Here is a 21,356-nt window from a genome sequence, read left to right as displayed (position 1 = left end):
CGCGGTTAGCGTCACTCGACGACAGCGACGAACGAAGGACGAGGAGGCGTCATGAGGATGCGCGCGGCTCGAATGCACGGGTACAAGCAGCCGTTGCAGATCGATGAGGTTCCGATTCCTGAGCCGGGGCCGGGCGAGGTGCTCGTCAAAGTCGCGGCGACCGGCATGTGCCGCAGCGACTACCAGCTGCTGGACGGCTACTTCCCGGTGGAACTGGCCTTCCCCTACATCCCCGGCCATGAGGTCGCGGGCCACATCGCGCAGGTGGGTCCAGGTGTGCCGGCGTCGGCGGGCCTGGCAGAGGGCGACATGGTGGTGGTGGACCCGGCATGGGGAGATGGGACCTGCCGTCAATGTCACGAGGGCAACGAGCAGCTGTGCACGGGCAGCGGGGGGTGGATCGGGTTCGGTCCGCCCGGAGGGTTCGCGGAGTACGTCGCGGTGCCCAGCCGGCACGTGGTCGGTATCGGCGCCGGCGTCGATCTGGAGCCGCGGTATCTGGCGCCGCTGGTGGACGCTGGGGTGACCCCGTACCGGGGGATGAAGAAGCTCCAGGCCACCGGCCGGCTGGGGGCGGGGCGGACGGTGATCGTCAGCGGGATCGGCGGGCTGGGTAGTTACGGCGTGCAGTACGCGCGGTTGCTCGGGGGCGGTGCGACGGTGGTGGCCTTCGCCCGCAGCGAGGACAAACTCGCGGTGGCGCGGGAGAACGGCGCCGATCACACGATCAACACCCGGGGTAAGACCAGTGATCAGATCCGGGCCGAGCTCCGGGAGCTGACCGGCCGGGAGGAGGCCGATGGGGTACTGGACTGTTCGGGGGCTCCGGAGTCACTGGCGCTCAATGCCTCGCTGCTGGCGTACGAGGCGACCTTGGTGTCGGTGGGGCTGATGGGGCAGCGCGTGGAGCTGCCGTTGTTCCCGTTCGTGTCCGGCGAGCGCACGTTCACAGGATCGTTCTGGGGTAACTACAACGACCTCACCGAGGTCCTGGCCCTGGCCGGGCAGGGGCAGATCACGCATACGGTCACGCCGGTGCGGTTGGACGACATCAACGAGCGGCTGGATGCGCTGGCACGCGGCGATGTGATCGGCCGCCAGGTCGTCGTCTTCGACTGACACCCGCGGTGAACCGGCCGCCGCACCAGGACAGCCGCGCGGACCGCAGGCAGGCTGCGGCGTCATGGATCATGCCGGGCAGGTGCGTTGGCACCTGCCCGGCCGCTGCTGTGTCGGCGTCCGGTCCGCCTGGCCGGCTGTGGCCGGCCTGCCGGCGGCCGCTCTTGTGCATCCGGCCGCGCACCGCGCCGTCTTGAGCAGGCGGACGCTTCTGATGCGAACGGAGCCGTCGCGATCGTTCACCTTCCGCGTTTTTCTATGCGGCGCGACATTCATGATGTCGTTCGACCGGATGAATGGCCTCACGCCAGGCGTCCGGAGAATGGGGGAACAAATATATTTCGGGACCTGGCGAGGCGTGCGATATCGAGATCATTCACGCTGAGCGTCCTTGACGAATTGCTCAAGCAATGCCATCATCCCTGTTCAGGCTGCCAAGCGACCGAGGTCCGCTGACGATGAGCTGATACGAAAACGACCTCGCCCAAGCTTGTGACGGCTGTCACACACGTCATGTGATCAACTCGCGGAAATAGCGTTATGGCCATTCCTGCTGTCGGCGGCGACACGCATCGGCCCGAGCGATCCAGCGGGCAGCAGAAAGGGTTCAGGCCAACATGAAAAGCAATTGAGTGACGGGCGGGTTGTGTGACGGTGAGTGTCCCGATCCTCCTGAACAGCCCGCAACTCTCTTTCTCTTGACATTCGTGCACAAGGCATGATCAGCCCTTGGATCTGATTCCCGTCCCGGCTGCCGCATGTTCTTTTCCGTCATGCCCGCCACGAATGGAACGACCTCCGGACGGCCCTCGGCCCCGGCTTTCATGGACGGCTGCCTGACAGCGCCGAATCCTCCCGTCCCGAACAGCGCGGCGGGACATGCGTTCTGCAACGCGCCCGTTGTCGCCATGACCGCTGTCTTCGCGGATGAATCTCCCCTTGCGACCGCCAGAAAAGAAGGATGGCAGTGCACAGATATGAACAGCGGAACAACACGTGCGGCGCGCCACAATACGGTGGTCGAGCCTTAGAGGGTGCTCGCGGCCGGCGCACACCGACCTCCGCACTTTCATGATCACTCGTTCCGGACGGCTGGACGCGCTGCTGATCTGGTTCGGCCTGCACGCGGGGATCATGGTGACCACGCTGCTCGGGGTGGCACTCGCCGACTATCTCGGCAGGTGGCGCCAGTGGGACGTCGTGTTGTTCGCCACGATCGCCGAGCACGGTTACGACGGTGATCCCGCCAAGCCGCACGATCCCGGGCTGCCCGCGTTCTTCCCCGGGCTGCCGCTCCTGATGCGGCTGGTCCACCTCGTGGTTCCCGACTGGACGGCAGCAGGTTTGCTGATCTCGCTGGTGGCCGGGGCGGTGGCGGTGGTGGCACTGGCCCGGCTGGCCGAGGCCGAAGGCGCCTCGGGATGGATGGCGGTGGTGGCGCTGCTGCTCTTCCCGACGGCGGTGTTCCTGACGGCGGGCTACAGCGAGTCGCTCTTCCTCGCCTTCGCGATCCCCGCCTGGCTGGCCGCCAGGCATGGCCGCTGGCCACAGGCGGCGATGCTGGCCGCGGGAGCCTCATGCGTGCGCATCACCGGATTGTTCCTGGCAGCGGCCCTCGTCGTGGAGTTCTGTGTGCGCAAGGAACCGCTGCGGAAGACGGGGTGGCTGGTGCTGCCGCTGGTGCCGCTGGGGGCGTACTCGGCCTACCAGTACAGCAGGCTGAGTGACTGGCTGGCCTGGATGCACGCGCAGGAGGCCGGTTGGGGACGCCGCTTCACCTGGCCGTGGGAGGCGTGGGCGACGTCCTGGCGCGAGGCCATGGGGCACGGCGACTTCTCCGTGGGGTTCAGGATGGAGATCGTCGGCGCGGTGGTGTCGGTGTGCGTGACGGTCCTGCTGCTCGTGCTGCGCAGGTGGAGTGAGGCCGTGTACGCGGGGGCGCAGGCCACGGCTCTCCTCGTCTCCTCGTACTACCTGTCGGTCCCGCGTTCTCTGCTGCTCTGCTTCCCGCTCTGGCTGCTGGTGGCCAGGGTCGCGACCAGGCGACCGTGGGTGATGGCCTTGTACGCCCTGATCCTCGGACCGCTCATGCTGTTCCACGCCAGCCTCTTCCTCAACGGACGCTGGGCCGGCTGACCCCGCTGGTGGACGACAGCGGTAGGGACGTCGATATGTCGTGCGGGCCGCCGGCCGGTCGACCGCGTCAGGGCGTCACGGGCACGTCGCGAAGGGGCGGCGCGTCACCGATGGTGACGTCCATCGCGGTGACCTCAGGTCCGGGAGCGGGGAACGTGTACGTACGCACGCCGGTCTCGCCCACCTCAAGAGGCGGATCCTGCGTCCGGTGTGGCCGGTTCGCCGAGTCCGGGACGGTCAGGTAGCGCTTGCGCCCGGCATCGTCCAGGAGACTGATGGCCGAGGGACCGTCGCCGATGAACGTCTCCACCGAGACGCGCCCGTCCTGTTCGGAGTGCGGCGTGATCGACAACACCAGATCGAGCAGGTCGCCCCGGCGTCTGAGCGCCAGCACCCCGAATTCGGCGGTGTGCGCGACAGCCGCCTTCAACGTGACCCTCGCCGGCAGCTGGGGGGCCGTCACCGACCGGTGACTGGCGGAGCCCGGACTCCGCCGTGGTGGCGGCGATGCACGGCGGGGCACGGGTGGCGAGATGAGATGAGGAGCGATCACGGATGGATCGGCGCCTCTCCCGGGCACCGAACAGGACGTCAGCGTCAGGGGTAACACCGCTGCGGCGATCCATCTGCGAGCCGGCAAGGTTTCTCCTTCGAAGATCGATGACGTAAGCGTCTTGACCGTCACGCGGCCCGGCGACCGCCAGGCCGGTTCGGGTATCGCGTCCGGGCCAGGGCCGGCCGGTCAGCGCCGATCGGGAGTGTCAGCGCGGTTTTGTGCGGCTCCGTCCGCACGATCCTGGACGGCGTCCTGCCGACGCCTCTCCCGGCCCCGCGCACCCTGCAGCCCGGCTTCACGCATGAGCCGTGCGACGCGCTTGCGGTTGACCTCTTCCCCCAGGTCGACCCGCAGCCTGGCGTAGACGCGCGGCGAGCCGTAGCAGCCGTTGGAATCGGCATGTATCTGCCGGATCATCTTGGTGAGCTCTTTGTTACGCAGGGCACGCGCCGGCTCGGGACGCCCGAGCCAGTCGTAGTACCCCGAGGTCGACACATGGAGGAGCCGGCAGGCCACCGCGACCGGAACATGGCCGTCGGCGAGCTCGCGGATCAGCGAATAGAGCACCTTGGGAGAACACTTCCGTAAGGCGAGATGGACGGCCCGCTTGAGGACATCGTTCTCCGTCTGCAACTGCCTGGTGCGCCGGCGAAGGTCGGCGAGCTTCTTCCTGGTCGCGGTGGACAGTTGGTCACCGGCGCCGGATCTGGCGTCGGCGTCGTCCTGTTTCAGCCACGCATGCAGGCACGAGCGGCTGATGCCCAGATCTTTGGCGAGCTGAACGAGCGGTCTGTCGCCTCGCCGCGCGAGCTCGATCGCGCGGCGGCGAAGGTCGGGAGAGTGCGCAGGGGGCACGGACGACGTCCTTTCCTGGTGAACGAGCCGGCTGCTCAGCCGGTTCAGCCGAACGCCTCGACGCCGATGCGGCCCTGCTCCGCCCGGCTTGGCGATCGGACCAGGCGATCGGCGCCGTCAGATCGCCAGACCCAGTTCTCCCGCGTGTAGAGCGGCCGCATCCCCGCCCTGAGCATGTTGTTCAACGACGAGTTCGAGCCGCCTTCCGCGGGTTGGCCCGTCTCGGCGACGAGCCAGCGGCAGCCCGCCTTCACGGCCTCCTGGGCGCGTGCCGCCAGCAGGGCTGACTGCGCCCCGCGGTTGCGGTAGCCGGGGAGGGTCGCACCCGTGTTCAATGAGCCGACCTTGCCGTGCAGGAACAGGTTCGCGCCGGCCACCATCCGGTCACCGTCCCAGGCGGCGAAAGGGCGGAAGTCGGGATGTGCCGCCGCGGCCGCGATCATCTCGCCCATCCCCTGCTCCGGCATGCCGAAGCCACGAAGCACGACGGACGCCCATTCCCGGAGGTCGTCGAAGCCGACGGGTTCGACGCGCAGGGCGGTCCGCACACCGGCGGTGAAGAAGTCGATCGGACACCACAGCTTCACGATCTTCCCTTCCGGCCGCAAACCGTGCCGGGCGCGGAGGTCGTCCCAGTCCCGCGGCAGGACGGCGGGGGCGACCTGGATGACCGCCATCTTGCTGCCTTCGTCCTGGTAGAAGTCCAGGACACGATCGAGGAGCTCCCCGGTGACGGGTTCGTCGAAGCCGAACCCGAGCGCCTTGTTCCAGTAACCCGTCGGGTCGTTGCGCATCGCCAGGGCGACGCCTCCGCCGATATGGGTCGTCGCGATGCCGAGTTCGGCGCGCACCTGCGACGGAGCGCTCGACTCATATCGATACATGAACTCCGCCTCGACGCCTTCGGCGAGAGCAGTCTGTTCTGCGTGCCACATGTTCTTTCCTGCTGGTCCCCGCGTGACATCCCTTTTCCGGCGCCGCGGGTGCGGGCCGCCGAGGGATCTGACGCAGACAAGATGCGCTGATCAAGCGGAAAGTTCGATTTCCGCTCGATCAATCTGCGGGCTTTCCGCCGCGAGATTTCACCATGTTCGACCGCACGGAGAGCAGGTGATAAGTTCCCCCGGGAAGTCCCGGGACGTGTGGAAAAGTACATGGTCATCCTCACCGGGACTCCGGCAACCTCCTTCAGGTCCCGCTCAGAGGCCGCCTTCTGAGCGCTGCCCCGCGAGGGCCGAAACGACTATCTGACATTCCCCTGCTGTCACGGCACGCGGCTTCGGCGTGTGCCGCGATCGACGGCGCGGGAAACATCCGAAGGGCGAACGCATGTGCACGATGTCTGATCAGGGGTGCCCGGCGCACCGCGTCATGACCGATGCTCAGCCGGAGGACCGGAGCGCGGCAGGCTCGTCCCGCCGCGCCGCCATCGTGGGTGTGGGGGGCGCCGGTCTGATGACCGTCCTGGCCGCCTGCGCCGGCAGCGGCCAGACCAGCGCCGGCATCGGCTCCTCCGGCGCGCGGGCCTCCGCGCCCGCCGCCGGCGGCACCGGCACGCCCCCCGCCACGCGGGCGGGTACCGTCCTGGCCAAGACCACGGACATTCCCAAGGAGGGCGGCAAGGTCTTCCCGGACCAGAAGGTCGTCGTCGTCCAGCCGTCCGCCGGCGAGTTCCGGGCCTTCAGCGCCGTCTGCACCCACCAGGGGTGCACGGTGAGCGACGTCTCCTCCGGCATGATCAACTGTCCGTGTCACGGCAGCATGTTCTGGCTGGACGGCAAGGTCATGGGCGGTCCGGCGACCAAGCCGCTGCCCGAGGTGGCGATCAAGGTCGACGGCGACACCATCTCGCTGGTCTGAACACATCGAACCGCACCACGGTCGGCCTCCCGCGACCTCAGTCGATCACGCAGAGTGACCAGTCGAAACCGACTCTCGACGCCCTCGGTGGACGGGGCGCCTGCAGAGCTCTGCCATCAGCCGCCGCGGAAAGCGGCGCGCCATCACAGAAAGCAGGAAGCATGAACCTCGCACGTATCTCCCGCACGATCGGCATGACCGTGGCGGCCGGAGCGATCGCGCTGACCGCGGTGCCCGCGGCGAGCGCCGCCACCGCCGCCGCGCCCATCGGCTGTTTCAACGGCTGGATCGGCGCCTGGGCGAACAACCGTCTGGTCAGCGCCGAACTCGACTGGGAGGGCGCCGGCTACGGCGCGCTTCTCGCCCGGACGGCCACCGCCAAAGAGGGTGATTGGGAGCAGTTCGAGATCTGCCTGGGCAGCAAGTACGACACCATCCGCTCGTTGGCCTCGTCACGTTACGTGAGCGTCGAAGTGGACTACACGGGCTCCAAGAAGAGCATGCTCCGCGCACGCGCGACCGCCGTCGGCCCCTGGGAGAAGTTCGACGTCGTGTGCCGGACCAACTCCTACTGCACCATCAAGTCGCTGGAGAACAACAAGTACGTTTCCGTCACGGACTCCACCGTGCTCCGCGCGACTTCGACGTCGATCGTGTCCGACGCGAAGTTCGGCATCGAGCACCAGGACCAGATGGACTGAGAACCGGCCCTTTCGCCGGGGCAAGGCGGCTGACGTCCTGTCCCGGCGAAAGGAAAGGGGTCACTCGCGGCCGGCCACCCGGTCGGCCAGCCGGGCGATCGGCGCGGTGGTGACGCGGCCGCCCGTCGTCTCCTGCCTGTCCGCCTCCCGGTAGGCGGCGTACATGCCCTGCACCCCGAGCCAGCGCAGCGGTTCCGGCTCCCACTTCCTGACCGACCGGCCTACCCAGGGCAGGCCGGTCAGCTCACTCCGCCGTCCCAGGACGAGGTCGCGCAGCGTGCGACCGGCCAGGTTCGTCGTCGCCACCCCGTGGCCGACGTAGCCGCCCGCCCAGCCCAGCCCGGTCCGGAGATCCAGCCCCGCGGTGGAGCACCAGTCGCGCGGCACCCCGAGCACCCCTGACCAGGCGTGCGCGATCTCCGCCCTGGCCACGGCGGGGAACAGGCGGACGAGCGCCTCGCGCAACTGCCGCACGGTGGAGGCGTGGGTGCGCCCGTCGTGGTCCGTCCGCGACCCGAACCGGTAGGGCCGGCCGCGCCCCCCGATCGCGATCCTGCCGTCCGCGGTGCGCTGGGCGTAGATGTAGGCGTGGGACATGTCGCCGAGCAGTTCCGCCCCGCGCCAGCCGATCCGTTCCCACACCCGGTCGCCGAGCGGCTCGGTGACGATCAGCGAGGAGTTCATCGGCAGCCACGTGCGCCGCTCGCCGGGCAGGCCGGCGGTGAATCCCTCGGTCGCCCTGATCACGTACGCCGCCCGCACCGTCCCGTATGGCGTGACCGCCTGGTGCGGCGCGATGTCCGTCACCGGCGTGGACTCGTGGATCCGCACGCCGAGCCGCTCGACGGCGTGGGAGAGCCCCTGCACCAGCTTGGCGGGCTGGACACGTGCGCAATGAGGAGTGAAGGAGGCTCCGAGCGCGCCCGCGACCCCGATCCTGGCGACCGTCTGCTCGGCGTCGAGGAGCGTCACGTCGTCCGCCCACTCGCGGGCGGCGGCGACCTGGGCGCGCAACCGGGGAAGGTGGGCGGGGGCGTGCGCCACACGGAGCAGGCCGTCCTTGACGATGTCGGCCTCGATGCCCTCGGCCGCGGCGACCGCGATGATCTCGTCCACGCTGGCGTTCATGGCCTGTTGCAGGTCGATGACGCCCTGACGGCCGTGCGTGGCGGCGAAGCGGCGACGCGAGCCGGCCAGGGCCGCGGTGATCCAGCCGCCGTTGCGCCCGGACGCCCCGTAACCGGCGAACACGCGTTCCAGCACGACGATCCTGAGGCCGGGATCGGCCTGCTTCAGGTAGTAGGCGGTCCACAGGCCCGTGTAGCCGCCGCCGACGATGCACACGTCGGCTTCGAGGGAGCGTTCGAGCGGCGGGCGTCTGGCGGGCAGGCCGATCTCGCGGTACCAGTAGGAGACCTCGCCGTTCACCGTCACAGCGCCGCCGCCTGCGCGGCAGGCATCGCGGCGGCCTGCTCGCGCGCACGTCCGATGCGCAGGCAGATGAGGGTGAACGCGTAGAACACCGCGGTGACGAGGGCGACCGGCCAGTAGTGACCGCCGCTCCACCCCAGCGACGCCGTCGAGAACAGCGGCACCAGCCCGCCTCCGATCGCTCCGGCGAGCTGGTACGACAGGGACATTCCCGTGTACCGCACGCGCGGCGCGAAAAGCTGGGCCACGTACGCCGCTCCCACGGAGTAGGTGGCGGTCACGCCGACGAGCCCGACCCCGACCCCGACGCACAGCCACAGGGCGCTGCCGGTGCCGAACAACCAGAACGGCGGCACCGCCCACAGCAGCCCGGCGACCGCGCCCCAGGCGATGACCTTGCCCTTGCCGTACCTGTCGCCCATCGAGGCGAAGACGAACATCAGCGCCGCCTCCACCACCGCGGCCACGATCTGTCCCGCCAGCGCGGTCGACCTGGACAACCCGAGCTGGGTCGTGGTGTAGGCGAGCATGAACGTGGTGAGCACGTAGTAGGCGGCGAAACCGCCGACGAAGATGCCGAGGCCCACCACGATCTGCCGCCAGGACGTCCGCAGGCACTGCACGATCGGCAGGACGTCGGAACGCGGGGCGGAATGCTCGAAGTCCGGCGTCTCGGCGACCTTCATCCGTACCACGAAGCCCACCACGACCAGCACGATGGAGATCAGGAACGGCAGCCGCCAGCCCCACGCCGCGAACTGCTCGGCGCTCAGGGTGCCGTTCAGCACCGCGAACATGCTGGTGGCGAGGAGCAGTCCGACCGGTGAGCCGATCTGTGCGAACGCCCCAAAGAACGTGCGCCGCTCCCGCGGTGCGTGCTCGACGGAGAGCAGCGCCGCGCCGCCCCACTCGCCGCCGACAGCCATGCCCTGGACGAAGCGCAGCACGACCAGGAGCAGCGGAGCGAGGTTGCCGATGCTCGCGTGCGTGGGCACGAGGCCGACCAGGAAGGTGGCGATGCCCATCATGAGCAGCGTCCAGACCAGCGACTTCTTGCGCCCGATCCGATCGCCGAAGTGGCCGAACACGACGGCGCCGAGCGGCCTGGCGATGTAGCCGACGGCGTAGGTGGCGAACGCCGACAGCACGCCCGCGACGGGCGACAGGGTGGGGAAGAACAGCTGGTTGAAGACCAGGGCGGAGGCCGTCGTGTAGATGAAGAAGTCGTACCATTCGATGCTGGTGCCGAGCGCCGAGGCGAGCGCCACCCTGCGCATCTGCGGGGAGGTGGTCATCGGGGGGTCTCCTTCGTGGTCAGGCCGTCGCGCAGGTCGGCCTCGCGGTGTGCGTGCGGACGTTCGGCGGGTGAGCCGTAGCCCCCGCCGCCCCCGGTGCGCAGGCTGACCCGCTCGCCCGCGGCGAGGGTCACCGCGTCGATGTGGGACAGCCGCTGCACGGTTCCGTCGGACCGGGTGACCTCCAGGCCGCCGGTCGCGCCCTCCTCGCCGCCGAACAGGCCGCGGGCGCCGTAGCGGTGGCGATCGGAGTAGGCGGAGAAGGTCACGCCGTCCCTGGTGGCCTCGTACGTGCGGACGAAGCCGAGCCCCCCGCGCGTGCGGCCGTCCCCGCCGGAGCCGGGCAGCAGCGCGAACTCCGTCACCCGGAAGTGTGAGTAGTCGATCTCCAGTGCTTCGACGGGAGCGCTGGAGCAGTTGGAGATGGGATTGTCGAGGCCGTCGGCCCCGTCACCGGCCGGGCCCGCGCCCCACCCGCCGCCGAGTACCTCCATGACGACCGCGTACTCATGGTTGTCGGGATCGAGGTAACTGAGCGCCGCCGCGCTCGTGGTGTCGTAGCCGGTGGCGACGACCCGATCGGGCAGGGCCTCCGCGAGCGCCCTGATGACGGCGTCGAAGGCGCGGCTGGCCGGGGTGAGCCTGGCGCGCACCGCGGCGGGCGCGGCCGGGTTGAGAATGGACCCGTACGGGGCGGTGACCGTGATGGGCCGGTTGCAGCCCTCGTTGAAGGGGATGTCCTTGTCGCGCAGCAGGCCCCTGATCGCGCTCTGCACGGAGGAGACCGTGGAGGCGAACGGGCAGTTGACGTTCGCGGGGACCTGCGGGTCTGTTCCGGTGAAGTCGACCTCCAGGTCCGAGCCGCGCACCCGCACCGCGACTCTGACGTGGTGCCGGTCGCCGCCCCAGGTGGAGGCGTCGATGATCTCCTCGGCGGTGTAGTCGCCGTCGGGGATCTCGGCGATGGAGTCGCGTAGCCGTCGCTCGGCGTAGTTCTGCAGTTCGTCCATCACCGCGGCGGTCAGCTCGAAGCCGTGCCTGGTGACCAGCTCCCGCAACCGTTCCGCGGCCACGTTGCTCGCCGCGAACTGCGCGTTGAGGTCGCCGACGACCAGGTCGGGGACGCGGACGTTGAGGCGGAAGAGCTGCTCGACGAAGCCGCCGTGCCAGTCGCGTGAGACGGAGAACGGCCGGCCGGGCAGGCGCAGCCCCTCCTGGAAGATCTCCTTGGCGTTGACGGTCAGGCCGGGTTCGCCGCCGCCGATGTCCACGTGATGGGCGACGCTGGCGCCGAACCCGGCCAGCCTGCCCTGGTGGAAGATCGGGGTGAACAGGTAGATGTCCTGCAGGTGCTGGCCGCCGCGGAAGGGGTCGTTGTAGAGGATCGCGTCGTCGTCGGTGAGGGTGGCCGGGTCGATCTCGGCCAGCACGGCGGCGATCGCGTGGGAGATGCCCGCGGCCATGATGGGGATGGCCTCAGCCTGGCTGACCACGTTCCCGCGCGGGTCCACGAGCGCCACCGCGAAGTCGCGGGCTTCACGGACCACGGAGGAGAAGGCGGCGCGCCGCAGGTTCGCGGCCATCTCGCGGGGAATGGCCGCCAGGGCGGTGCCGACGATGTTCAGGGTCACGGGGTCGACGGGCATGTCAGGCTCCTCGAGTCAGCCGGAGGTTGGTGGCTTCGTCCACGGTGGCGGCCCAGCCGGGCGGCACGTAGGTGGTGGAGGTGTCCTCCTCGACCACCGCCGGTCCTTCGACGCTGAAGCCGGGCGGCAACGAGGCGCGCCACACGAAGGCGCACACGCGCTCCTCGCCGCCGATCACGACCGGCAGGGCCTCGTGCCGCTCGCCGGGTTCCACCGCGACGGCGGGCAGGCTCGTGTCGGTACGCGGCACCCGCAACGTCAGCCGGTAGGTCACTACCTGCACGGCTTTGTCCGGAGTGCTGTGCCCGTAGCGCTGCGCGTGCGTCTCGTGGAACAGCCGAGCCGCCTCCCGCGGGCTCACGCCGGACGGCACCGGCAGGGTGAGCTCGAATCCCTGCCCTCGGTAGCGCAGGTCCAGCTCCTGCTCGACGACCACGCCCTCCGGGCCCACACCCTGCTCGGCCAGTTCGGCCATGCCGTCGGCGAGCAGTTCGCCGAACACCTCGGCCAGCTCGCCGGGTGCCAGCCCGTCCAGCTCGTCGACCCGCGTCACCGCGAACCGGCGCTGGAAGTCGGAGCTGAGCAGGCCGTAGGCGGACATGAGGCCGGCGTGCGGGGGGACCAGCACGGTGGTGATGCCGAGTTCGTCGGCGACCGCCGCGGCGTGCAGCGGGCCGGCGCCGCCGTAGGCGACGAGGGTGTGCTCGCGCGGGTCGTGCCCGCGTTCGGTGGACACCAGGCGGATGGCGCCGGCCATGGCGACGTTCGCGATGCGGAAGATGTCCTCGGCGAGCTGGCCGGGCGTCCGTCCGAGCTCTGCCGCTGCGACACCCAGCGAGGAGAGCGCGGCCTCGCGGTCCAGGGTGTGCCGGCCGCCGAGGAAGTGGCCGGGGCGGATCAGGCCGCGCACCACGTTCGCGTCGGTCACCGTCGGTTCGGTGCCGCCACGGCCGTAGCAGGCGGGTCCCGGATCCGCTCCCGCGCTGCGCGGTCCCACCTGGAGCATGCCGCCGGGGTCGAGCGCCGCGATACTGCCGCCTCCTGCGCCCACGGTGGCGATGTCCACCATCGACAGCTTGACCGGGATTCTGTCGATCATCGACTCGGTGGTGATCTGTGGCCTGCCGCCGGTCACCAGGCAGACGTCCGTGCTGGTGCCGCCCATGTCCATGGTGACGATGTCGTCGATCCCGGCCGCCGTGGCGACCGCCACCGCCCCCGCCACGCCGGCCGCCGGGCCGGACAGCAGGACGTGGATCGGACGTCGCCGCACGTAAGCGGCAGGCACGACACCGCCGTTGGACTGCATCATCGACAACTCGCCCATGCCGCGCTCGGCCAGGGAACGTTCCAGGCGGCTGAGGTAGCCGTCGACGGTCGGCTTGACGAAGGCGTCCACCGTGGTGCTGCTGGCCCGCTCGTACTCGCGGAACTCGGCCACGACCTCGCTGGACAGCGACACGTCGAGCGCGGGTGCGATCTCGGAGACGATCTCGCGTACGCGCTGCTCGTTGGCCGGGTTGCGGTAGCTGTGCAGGAAGCACACCGCGATCGAGGTGACGCCGAGCGCCGCCAGCTCGGCGACCGCGTCACGTACCGCCCGCTCGTCGAGCGCGATGAGCGGCTTGCCGCCGGCGTCCAGTCTCTCGGGCACTTCGCGTACCAGCTCGCGGCGCACCAGGGGGCGCGGCTTGCGGTAGTGCAGGTCGTACATGACGTCGCGGTCGTGCCGCTGCAGTTCGAGCACGTCACGGAAGCCCTGGGTGACGATGAGGCCCAGGCGCGGGCCCTTGCGTTCGAGCACGGCGTTGGTCGCCACAGTGGACCCGTGCAACAGCGGCGCACTCCGCAGATCGACGGCCTGGAGAGCGCCGATCGCCTCCAGCACCGCGAGCGAGGGGTCGGAAGGAGTGGAGAACACCTTCCCCGTCGCCGCGAGCCGCCCGGAATCGTCCAGCAACACCAGGTCCGTGAAGGTGCCGCCGCACTCCACCCCGAGTCTCATCGCGTTCCTCTCTCTTGGATGGAGAAAAGGTGACACGGACCACCATCTGCGGCAATACGTCATTTACCCTATGGAGATGCCGCATCGACCGAGCTATGAGGAGGCGTCCGAGTGCCCGCCGGGCATGGCGCGCGTCTCCGCCGACGGCCAGGTCGAGCGCCTTGACCACGCCGGACCCGACCTGCGCGGCCGGCCGCTGCTGGCACGGGCCGCCACGGCACTGCTGCGGTCGGGCCGGGACGCGGTCACGTTCGTCGCGATCGAGCCGGGCGCCGGCCCTCCGGCCGCCGAGAGCGGTGAGGTCTGGTCGCACGTCTGCATGACGGTCACCCGGGAGACGGGCGACGTCGTGGTCACGGCGGCGCAGGTGAGGCCGCCGTACGGGCTGACGCCGCGCGAGCTGGACGTGCTGACGCTGCTGGCGGGCGGCCTGACGAACACCGCGGTCGCCCGGTACCTCGGCACCAGCCCGCGCACGGTGTCCAAGCAGGTGGAGAGCGTGCTGGCCAAGCTCGGGCAGGCCACGCGCAGCGGCGTGGCCGCCTTCGCCGTGGATCACGGGCTGCTCAGGCTGCCCGTTCCCGGACCGTGCCCCGAGCTGACGGCGCTGGCCGTGGGCGCGGTCGACCGGCTGATGCGTGAGCCCGGGCCGCTGCCCCGGTTCGCCACCGCCGGTGTCGCGCCGCGCAGATCCCCGACGCCCTACGAGATCGGGCTGCTGCTGCCGCTGGTGGGAGCGTCGAGCCAGGACGGCGAACAGATGCGGCGCGGCGCCGAACTGGCCGTCGAGGAGCTGAACGCGCGCGGCGGCGTCGCGGGCAGGCCGCTGCGCACGTACGTGAGCGCGGTGGACTCGCTCGACGCGGACTCGGCCGCCGCGGGGCTGGCGGAGCTGGCGGCCAGGCAGGTGCCGGCCATCGTCGGCGGCTACCTGCTGACCGACGAGCGCGCCTCCTACGAGCTCGCGGCCGACTACGGCGCTCCGTACCTGAACATCGGCACCAGCGACCTGCAGGCCGAGTGGGTGCGGGACGAACCGGGCAGATTCGGGCGGATCTTCCAGACCGGCCCCACCCGCGGCAACTACGGCAAGGGCTTCGCGCGCTTCCTGCGCGGAATGCGGCTGCGCAGGCGCAGCGTCGGGTTCGTGGAGACGACGATGCCCGACACCCAGACCTTCAGCGAGGAGACCGCCCGGCTGGTCGAGCGGGCGGGGCTGAGCATCGACTTCCTCATCCGGATGGAGCCGCCGTACGACGACTGGAGCCGGGTGCTGCGGGCGATCCGCGAGCACGCACCGGGCTCGGTGATGGTCACCCACCACCTGCCGGAGCAGGCGGCCGCGTTCCAGCGCGCGTTCGCGGAAGAGCCCGCGCCGACGCTGGTCTACATGGTGTACACGCCTGCCGTACCCCAGTACCTGGAACTCGCGGGCCAGGCGGCCGAGGGCGTGGTCTGGGCGACCGTCACCGGCCGGTACGGGGACAGCCGCGGGCGCGCGTTCGCCGAGCGCTTCGCCAGGCGGTACGGAGCGGCGCCCGGCAGGTCGGCGGCCAGCGTGGCCTACGACCAGATCAACCTGCTGGCTCTGGCCTGGTCGGCGCACGGACGCCCGCACGACTTCGGGCGCGTGGCCCGCAATCTGCGCACCATGGTCTACCGGGGAGTGAACGGCGCCTACGATCTCGACAGGGGCGGGCAGACCAGCGCGGCCTTTCCCGACGAGATTCCCGATCCCTCGCTCGGGCAGGCTCATCTGGTCTTCCAGATCCAGGACGGGCGGCATCGGGTCATCGCGCCGACACCGTACGCGGAGTCGACGTTCCGCCTCCCGCCGTGGATGCGCGCCGGCTAGCTTCTCGCGCCTTTCCGCGCGGGCCCACCGGGCCCAGCGAGGACAACATGCAGCCGAAATCGAACTTTCGGCCCTGTCACCGCATCTTGCTGTCCGGGAAGGTTGGGCCGATCCCGCTGCCGGGACGGTCGTGCCTGATCAGGACCACGGGAACAGCCGCGAAATGAGGTCGTAGTGAACCAGCCCATGGCTGACGTACGGGACATGTTCATGGTGCACACGATGATGCGCCGGGAGTTCGGGCTCCTTCCCCAGCTCGTACGCGAGGTGACCGCGGGCGACACGCATCGCTCGACGGTGGTGGGGAGACATGCCGCGCTGATGTGTGTCGTCCTGCATCTGCACCATGAGGGAGAGGACCTCATTCTCTGGCCGCTTCTGCTGGAGCGCGGTGGTGCGCAGGCCTCGATCTTCGTGCCGAAGGTGGAGGATCAGCACCACGGGATCGAGGCCGCCCTTGAGGAGGTGAAGAAGCTGTTGCCGGCGTGGACGGCCACGGCTCGCAACGGTGAGCGTCTCGCTGAGGCCTTCGAGGTGCTGCGCGACCGGCTGCTAGAGCACATGGCCGTGGAAGAAGAGGAGATCCTTCCGCTGGCCGCGAAAGTCGTCACCGCCGCGGAATGGGCCCAGCTCGGTGAGCACAGCCTGTCGAACAGCCCGAAGAAGGACCTGCCCCTCGTGTTCGGTATGGGCATGTACGAGGGTGATCCCGACGTGGTCAAGGAGGTGCTCTCTCATGCGCCGCCGGCGGCCCGGCTCATCATGCCGCTGCTCGCCCCACGCCTGTACGCTCGCCATGCCAAACGCCTCTACGGCACCGCCACCCCGCCCCGTGCGGGCCGGCAATGAGGCCGCCGCAGAGCGGGCGGGGTGGCGGTGCCGGCGTCGGCGAGGGCCAGGCCGATGACCTTGGTCACCATCGCGTCAGTCCGCTGCTCGCCGGACGGCCGTCCACCTGCCTCCCTTGAGGACCAGCACCGCCGCCGCGGCGAGCGTCCAGGCGGCGATCACGGCCGGGTCGGCCCACGGCCACGGCCGGCCGGGTCCAGCACGGCGAGCAGCCTGTGGGAGAGGTGCTTGAGCGGGAATTTGCGGACGAACGCCACCACCAGCGCGCCGAGCACCGTGAGGCACGCGACCCCGGCGACGATCGCGCCGAGCATCCCGGCGATCATGGCGGGCTCGATCCGCACCCCGCAGCCGAGAACGGCCACGGTGGCGAGCACGGCGGCGGTCGCCGAGGTGACCAGCAGCGCGGTGACGAGATTGCCCGCCTGGTAGGCCCAGGCGGGGAGCGGGGTTCCGGAGAGCCGTTCGAGCACGCCGCGTTCGCGGTCGCCGGCGGTTCGCTCGGCGAGGTTGACGTACGAGGCGACGCCCACGGTGTAGGTGATCATCGCGCCGAGCATGAACGCCGGCAGGCGCACGCCCGACCCCATGCCTGCATGGACAAGGTCCTGGACCACTACGGTGCCAGCCGGAATCAGATCGTCTCGCAGACTCTGTATGTGGTGAACCTGCGGCAGAACTTCGAGGTGACGGCGAGGGGGAACGTGGACTACTTCGGCGACCACCGCCCGGTCAGCACGATCGTGGGCGTCACCGGCCTGGGCTTCCCTGACCAGCTCATCGAGATCAGCTTCATCATCGACACGAAGCTGCCCGTCTGAGGCCCTGGCGCGGGTCCCATGAACATGTGCTCAGGCAGTATGAGGCGAGCTCGGCCTCCAGGTCGAGCACGCCGTAGAACTGCGGGTCACGCGGGAGCCCCACATCGCCGCGAGCCTGCGCCAGTCGTTCCTGCGAGATGACCTGCCTCCATGGCAGCCGCTGGAGCCGTCGCGGACACCGGTCGAACGTCACCATCTCTCAGGACTTGGGTCAGGACCAAGGTCTCGCGGCCGGCTCGGCTCAGGGGACGGCGTCGTGGCCGTGCGTCACTCTCTCATTTGAGGTGACCAGGCGCCTGCGGCCGGACCGTCCGGGCGCGCCCTGCCCGCCTTCCAGGTGACCGCGATGACGACGGCGCCCGCGGCCATGATGACCCGAGCCGCCACGGTGGCCAGTGACCACCAGGCGATCCACGACAGGGCCCGGTGCGCCTGGAGCAGGGCGGGCCAGTGCCAGACGGCCCACACCACGCCCACGATGAGGGTTGTTCCCAGCGCGCCGCACCGTTCTCGCAGTGCATCGACGGCGTAGGCGGACCAGCCGAGTTCCTCGCACAAGGCGCTCACGAAGAACGCGGCCGCCATCGCCAGTACCGGCACCAGAGCGAAGAACGCCACGCTACGCATGATTCACGGCTCCTCCACGGCGACACGACGGGCGAGCCGGCGGTGTGACGGGGTCGCGTAGGCCGGCGCGGGGGTCCACCAGGCAGACGGGCGGCGGCACCGACCAGACGCGACCCTCCCAAGATCCACATCCGCGCGACGGCTCTCCCGCCATGCCGTGGAGGAATAGCCGTTCTCGCATAAGGCGGGACGGGACGCGGCGGTTCTGCGACAGTCGCGGCGTGGACACCGCCGTGGAAATGGATGCCGGCACCCTGATGCGGCTACGGCGCGACGAGGTGTTGCGGTGGAGCTACGCGGCCGCGCTGCGCAACGTGCCGCAGCTGGCGACGCCCTCGGCGCTGGTGCTCCTGCCGATCGGCGTGGTCGCGCTGCTGTTCGTGATCCCGCCGGCCGGTGACTCTCTGGTGGTGGTCGACGGGCGGCCGGAGCTGGTCGGCCCCGCGTCCGTGCCGCTGCTGGTCTGGGGCGCCGCGGTGCTGGTGGCCTGGACAGCCGGGCAGGTCGTGGTGTTCCCCGCGACGGTGGTCCTCGCCGCGGGCGCTCTCACCGGCCGGCCGGTGTCCGTCGCCGCCGCGATGCGGGCCGCCGCACGGCGGCTGCCCGCCACGCTCGCCCTCGTCGGAGTGGCCATGGTCATGCTGGCGGCGATCCTGGCCGCGGGCTTCGGCATACTCACGGTGAAGGAGGACGCGTTCCCGTCGATCGTCGTGATGGCCGCCCTGGCGCTGCTCGCGGTGCCCGCCGTGCTGGCCGTGCCGGTCGTCGTACTGGAGGGCCGGTCCGCCGTACGGGGGGTCGGCCGAGCCTACCGGTTGGCAGCGCGGCGCTTCTCGAAGAGCGTGCTGACGGCGGTGTTCGGCGCGTGGGCCATTCCCGCGCTGGCCTCGTGGGCCGCGGACGCGGCGATCCCCTCGATTCCCGGCCCCGCCATGCCGATCCTGCTGGGGCTGGCCGGCTCCGTGCTCGCTCTGGTCGTCACGCCTTTGCAGGCGGCGGTGATCACTGGCGTGTTCCTTCATCTCACGGCGTTACGCTGCAACGAAGAGAGCGACCCGGAGATCACGTGTGTGCTGCGGAGTCTGCCCGCCGTCCCCGAACGCCCGCGTCGGCTGGTGCCGATGCTGGTCGCGTCCCTCGTTCCCGCTCTCCTGTACGGCGCCACCGTGCTGGTCAACCCGCTCGGCTGGCCGGAGGTCCGCAAGACGGTCGTGACGTGGTCGTGGAGACCCGGTCTCGTGGACGACGGCCGTGTCCGCCCGCACATGGGTGCCCTGCGCTCCGAGATCCTCTGGGGCCTGCACGCCTGGCCCGGATCGCACGTGACGGTGCTGATCCACGACCTTAACGCGCCGGCACTGCTCACCTGTGCCGATCCCGCATGTGAGAGTCCCACGTACGAGTACGCCGAGCCGAACACCCGCACCTTCCTGGCCCCCGCCACGGCGGGCGCCTGGCTGAGCGACGGGCGCTTGGCCATGACGCTGTGGCGGCGGATCGGCGCGCAGGAGCCGCCATCGCTTCAGCTCGAACTGCTGATCTGCGACGCTCGCGGATGCGCGCCCGCTTCAGATGGCACGGCCCTGGCGCGGCCGACCGGCCCTTTCCTCGACGGCGCGCTCATGGCGCTGGCCCCGCGCCCCGGCGGCGGCCTGGTCCTGGCCACGGCGGAAGAGGAGCCCGAGGACGAGGACTCGGACCGGCACCTGATCCGCCTCGTCTTCTGCCCGGACCTGACGTGCGCGCGCCCCTCCGCGAAGGAGATCGCGCGCATCGGCACGCATGGCGGCAGCGGCCGGCTGAACGACTACACCGTCGACGTACGACCGGACGGCCGGCCGATCGTCGCGCTGCTCAACGGCGCGACCGGCGCCCTCGACCTGCTGTCGTGTGAGGATCCCTCCTGCGACCGGCTGCGTTCGGCCCAGCCCGTGGCCCCGGGCCCAGAACGGAACATGAGCCAGTTCGACCGGCGGCCGGGTCTGACCATGGTGGTACGCCCGGACGGCCGGCCGTTGATCGCCTACCAGGACGGGGACGGCACCGTCAGGCTGCTCGACTGCCTCACCTGGGACTGCACGCGGACCGAAGAGGCCGCTCTGAGCGGGGCGGTCGACCAGCGAGCCACGCCGGCGCTGGTGCTGGACCGGTCGGGCCGGGCACTGGTGGCCTTCCACGACCGGGTACACGACCGGATCATGCTCGCGACGTGCGAGGGCGTCCGGTGCGTGAGCGCGCCGGTGAGCAGGACGCGGGAGGACACGTGGACCCGGCTGGCGATCACGCTCGACTCGCGGGGACGACCGATGATCGCCTGGGGAGACGGCAAGGGTGAGCTCCATGAGGGCGACTGGCAGTTGATGCTCGCCACGGTGACCCGCCCCTGCCGCTGCTCCCTCCCCCGGCCGCGCCCGCCCCAGCCGAACGCGACCGACCAGCCAGGCTGAGGTGATCGCCGGGCACCGCAGAAGATCCGCCCTCACCGCCGTTCTGCTGCTCGTACTGAGCGCCGCCTGCGCCTCCGCGCCACCGCCGCCGCCGCGGGACACGCGGCCGCTGGGGGACATGACCGCGAAGCCGCTGGCCTGCGACGGCCTGATCTCCGCCCGCGTCCTGCGCATCATCGTCGGGACACTCCCCATCCTGACGACCACTACCGGGCTGCCCGACAAGCGCCTGCCCAGAGGCCGCTACTACTCCTCGTGCAACGTCAAGGTGGACGACGCCCGCGAATGGGCTCTGGACGTCGGCCTGAGCGATCCGTTCCGGGGCACCCCTGAGGAACTGGCCGACACCATGGCCTTCGACAGGGGCCGTCCCCTGCCGGAAGAGCTCGGCCCCGGATACAGCGCCACCGTGCCCGAGGGGAAGGAACCGGCCTTCGCCTACGTGTACGGCTGGACACCCGGCCACGAACGGCTCCTGTCGATCCGGATCCTCCTGGGCGCGGCGCGCGACTCCGAGGCCGACGCCATCGAGCTGTTCCGCTACCTCAAACCGATCATGCTGAACCAGGAGAAGCCCAGATGACCGGGCCCGCCCGCGTGACGTTCCTCCTGCTGCTGACGGCGTGCCTGGCCGTTCCGCCGGCTTCGTCCCCTCCGCGCCCACCCCAGCGCCCCGTCGAGCCGCTGAACGTCCTCGGCGACGGGCCGAAGGTGTGCGACGTGATCTCGCGCCGGGCCGTCGAGCGGGTCCTGGGCCTGCGGTTCTTCGTCGTCCGCAGGACAGCCTGGAGCATCTACGACGACGACGTGACGTTCGCGTGCGCCGTTCACTCCCGGCCGGACAGCCCAGTCGTTCTGCGGATCGAGGTTCAGGACCCGTCCGGGCTCTCCCTGCGTGCATTGCGGGAAATCCAGGCCGGGCACGACCCCCTGCCCGAGGACGCGCTGCCGGGCTTCAGCGAGGACGACGGATCTCTCAGCGCGAGCGCCTGGACGTGGACGCCGAACGGCGGCCGGCTCCTCACCGTGTACCTGGCGGACGGCGATCCGGCAAGAGACTCCGCGGCCGACGCGGCGCAGTTCGCGCAGCAGCTCCAGCCTGTGCTCCTGCTGCGGTCACTGCGCGGCTCGCGATGACCGGGACGGGTGAGGG

19 protein-coding genes are annotated in these 21,356 nt (G+C 70.3%); 10 read left to right on the top strand and 9 right to left on the bottom strand.

Annotation, left to right across the window (positions count from 1 at the left end; translation table 11 throughout):
- The first annotated feature begins 51 nt into the window (after nt 1-51).
- A complete protein-coding gene (locus tag OIE67_RS16340) occupies nt 52-1,119 on the top strand; it encodes an NAD(P)-dependent alcohol dehydrogenase (protein ID WP_326641132.1) in 1,068 nt (355 codons plus the stop codon).
- Between the two features lie 1,071 nt (nt 1,120-2,190).
- Nucleotides 2,191-3,255 (top strand): mannosyltransferase family protein, encoded by a 1,065-nt coding sequence (locus OIE67_RS16335; RefSeq protein ID WP_326641129.1) that lies wholly within the window; start codon nt 2,191-2,193, stop codon nt 3,253-3,255.
- Between the two features lie 67 nt (nt 3,256-3,322).
- On the opposite strand, the gene OIE67_RS16330 is transcribed toward OIE67_RS16335, so the two are convergent.
- The 3 genes from OIE67_RS16330 to OIE67_RS16320 form a co-directional block, all read right to left on the bottom strand.
- A complete protein-coding gene (locus tag OIE67_RS16330) occupies nt 3,323-3,718 on the bottom strand; it encodes a hypothetical protein (protein ID WP_326641128.1) in 396 nt (131 codons plus the stop codon).
- Nucleotides 3,719-3,997: 279 nt separating this feature from the next.
- Nucleotides 3,998-4,666, bottom strand: coding sequence for an IS3 family transposase (locus OIE67_RS16325; protein WP_326641126.1), 669 nt, complete (start codon nt 4,664-4,666; stop codon nt 3,998-4,000).
- Between the two features lie 44 nt (nt 4,667-4,710).
- Complete coding sequence (locus tag OIE67_RS16320; RefSeq protein WP_326641124.1) at nt 4,711-5,517, bottom strand: GNAT family N-acetyltransferase; 807 nt, start codon at nt 5,515-5,517, stop codon at nt 4,711-4,713.
- Between the two features lie 487 nt (nt 5,518-6,004).
- Between OIE67_RS16320 and OIE67_RS16315 the strand changes: the two genes are divergently transcribed.
- Entirely contained in the window at nt 6,005-6,526 is a 522-nt protein-coding gene (locus tag OIE67_RS16315) for a QcrA and Rieske domain-containing protein (RefSeq protein WP_326641122.1), read from the top strand.
- Nucleotides 6,527-6,687: 161 nt separating this feature from the next.
- Nucleotides 6,688-7,227, top strand: coding sequence for a fascin domain-containing protein (locus OIE67_RS16310; protein ID WP_326641121.1), 540 nt, complete (start codon nt 6,688-6,690; stop codon nt 7,225-7,227).
- Between the two features lie 60 nt (nt 7,228-7,287).
- On the opposite strand, the gene OIE67_RS16305 is transcribed toward OIE67_RS16310, so the two are convergent.
- The 4 genes from OIE67_RS16305 to OIE67_RS16290 are packed head-to-tail and all read right to left on the bottom strand — an operon-like array spanning nt 7,288 to nt 13,604.
- Nucleotides 7,288-8,661, bottom strand: coding sequence for an NAD(P)/FAD-dependent oxidoreductase (locus OIE67_RS16305; RefSeq protein ID WP_326641119.1), 1,374 nt, complete (start codon nt 8,659-8,661; stop codon nt 7,288-7,290).
- The gene (locus tag OIE67_RS16300; protein ID WP_326641117.1) at nt 8,658-9,953 is read right to left on the bottom strand and encodes an MFS transporter; all 1,296 of its coding nucleotides are present in this window, start codon (nt 9,951-9,953) and stop codon (nt 8,658-8,660) included. Before OIE67_RS16300 ends, OIE67_RS16305 begins: the two co-directional genes overlap by 4 nt.
- Nucleotides 9,950-11,599, bottom strand: coding sequence for a hydantoinase B/oxoprolinase family protein (locus OIE67_RS16295; protein ID WP_326641115.1), 1,650 nt, complete (start codon nt 11,597-11,599; stop codon nt 9,950-9,952). The genes OIE67_RS16300 and OIE67_RS16295 overlap by 4 nt, the downstream gene beginning before the upstream one ends.
- A 1-nt stretch (nt 11,600) precedes the next feature.
- A complete protein-coding gene (locus OIE67_RS16290) occupies nt 11,601-13,604 on the bottom strand; it encodes a hydantoinase/oxoprolinase family protein (RefSeq protein WP_326641113.1) in 2,004 nt (667 codons plus the stop codon).
- A gap of 76 nt (nt 13,605-13,680) precedes the next feature.
- Between OIE67_RS16290 and OIE67_RS16285 the strand changes: the two genes are divergently transcribed.
- Nucleotides 13,681-15,459: an ABC transporter substrate-binding protein gene (locus tag OIE67_RS16285; RefSeq protein WP_326641111.1), complete on the top strand. Its 1,779-nt coding sequence runs from the start codon at nt 13,681-13,683 to the stop codon at nt 15,457-15,459.
- Between the two features lie 204 nt (nt 15,460-15,663).
- A complete protein-coding gene (locus tag OIE67_RS16280; protein WP_326641109.1) occupies nt 15,664-16,308 on the top strand; it encodes a hemerythrin domain-containing protein in 645 nt (214 codons plus the stop codon).
- A gap of 158 nt (nt 16,309-16,466) precedes the next feature.
- Here the strand turns inward: OIE67_RS16280 and OIE67_RS16275 are convergent, their stop codons facing one another.
- Nucleotides 16,467-16,886, bottom strand: a complete 420-nt coding sequence (locus OIE67_RS16275) for an ABC transporter permease (protein WP_326641107.1) — start codon at nt 16,884-16,886, stop codon at nt 16,467-16,469.
- An 18-nt stretch (nt 16,887-16,904) separates the two neighbouring features.
- Between OIE67_RS16275 and OIE67_RS16270 the strand changes: the two genes are divergently transcribed.
- Nucleotides 16,905-17,129: a RidA family protein gene (locus OIE67_RS16270; RefSeq protein WP_326641105.1), complete on the top strand. Its 225-nt coding sequence runs from the start codon at nt 16,905-16,907 to the stop codon at nt 17,127-17,129.
- A 267-nt stretch (nt 17,130-17,396) separates the two neighbouring features.
- Here OIE67_RS16270 and OIE67_RS16265 read toward each other — a convergent pair whose 3' ends face one another.
- Nucleotides 17,397-17,756 carry a CPBP family intramembrane glutamic endopeptidase gene (locus OIE67_RS16265; protein WP_326641103.1) on the bottom strand — a complete coding sequence of 120 codons (360 nt, stop codon included), beginning with the start codon at nt 17,754-17,756 and terminating at the stop codon, nt 17,397-17,399.
- Between the two features lie 221 nt (nt 17,757-17,977).
- Here OIE67_RS16265 and OIE67_RS16260 point away from each other — a divergent pair, with 221 nt between their 5' ends.
- Genes OIE67_RS16260 through OIE67_RS16250 form a run of 3 tightly spaced genes read left to right on the top strand, consistent with a single transcriptional unit; the run spans nt 17,978 to nt 21,340 of the window.
- A complete protein-coding gene (locus OIE67_RS16260; RefSeq protein WP_326641101.1) occupies nt 17,978-20,203 on the top strand; it encodes a hypothetical protein in 2,226 nt (741 codons plus the stop codon).
- Nucleotide 20,204: 1 nt separating this feature from the next.
- Complete coding sequence (locus OIE67_RS16255) at nt 20,205-20,786, top strand: hypothetical protein (RefSeq protein WP_326641099.1); 582 nt, start codon at nt 20,205-20,207, stop codon at nt 20,784-20,786.
- Entirely contained in the window at nt 20,783-21,340 is a 558-nt protein-coding gene (locus OIE67_RS16250; protein ID WP_326641097.1) for a hypothetical protein, read from the top strand. Before OIE67_RS16255 ends, OIE67_RS16250 begins: the two co-directional genes overlap by 4 nt.
- The last annotated feature ends 16 nt before the right edge of the window (nt 21,341-21,356 follow it).

The organism is Nonomuraea fuscirosea, assembly GCF_035917475.1.
Taxonomy (GTDB): Bacteria; Actinomycetota; Actinomycetes; order Streptosporangiales; family Streptosporangiaceae; genus Nonomuraea; species Nonomuraea fuscirosea.
Note: the sequence above shows the minus strand (reverse complement) of the source record. Positions and strands in the feature narration are given on the sequence as shown.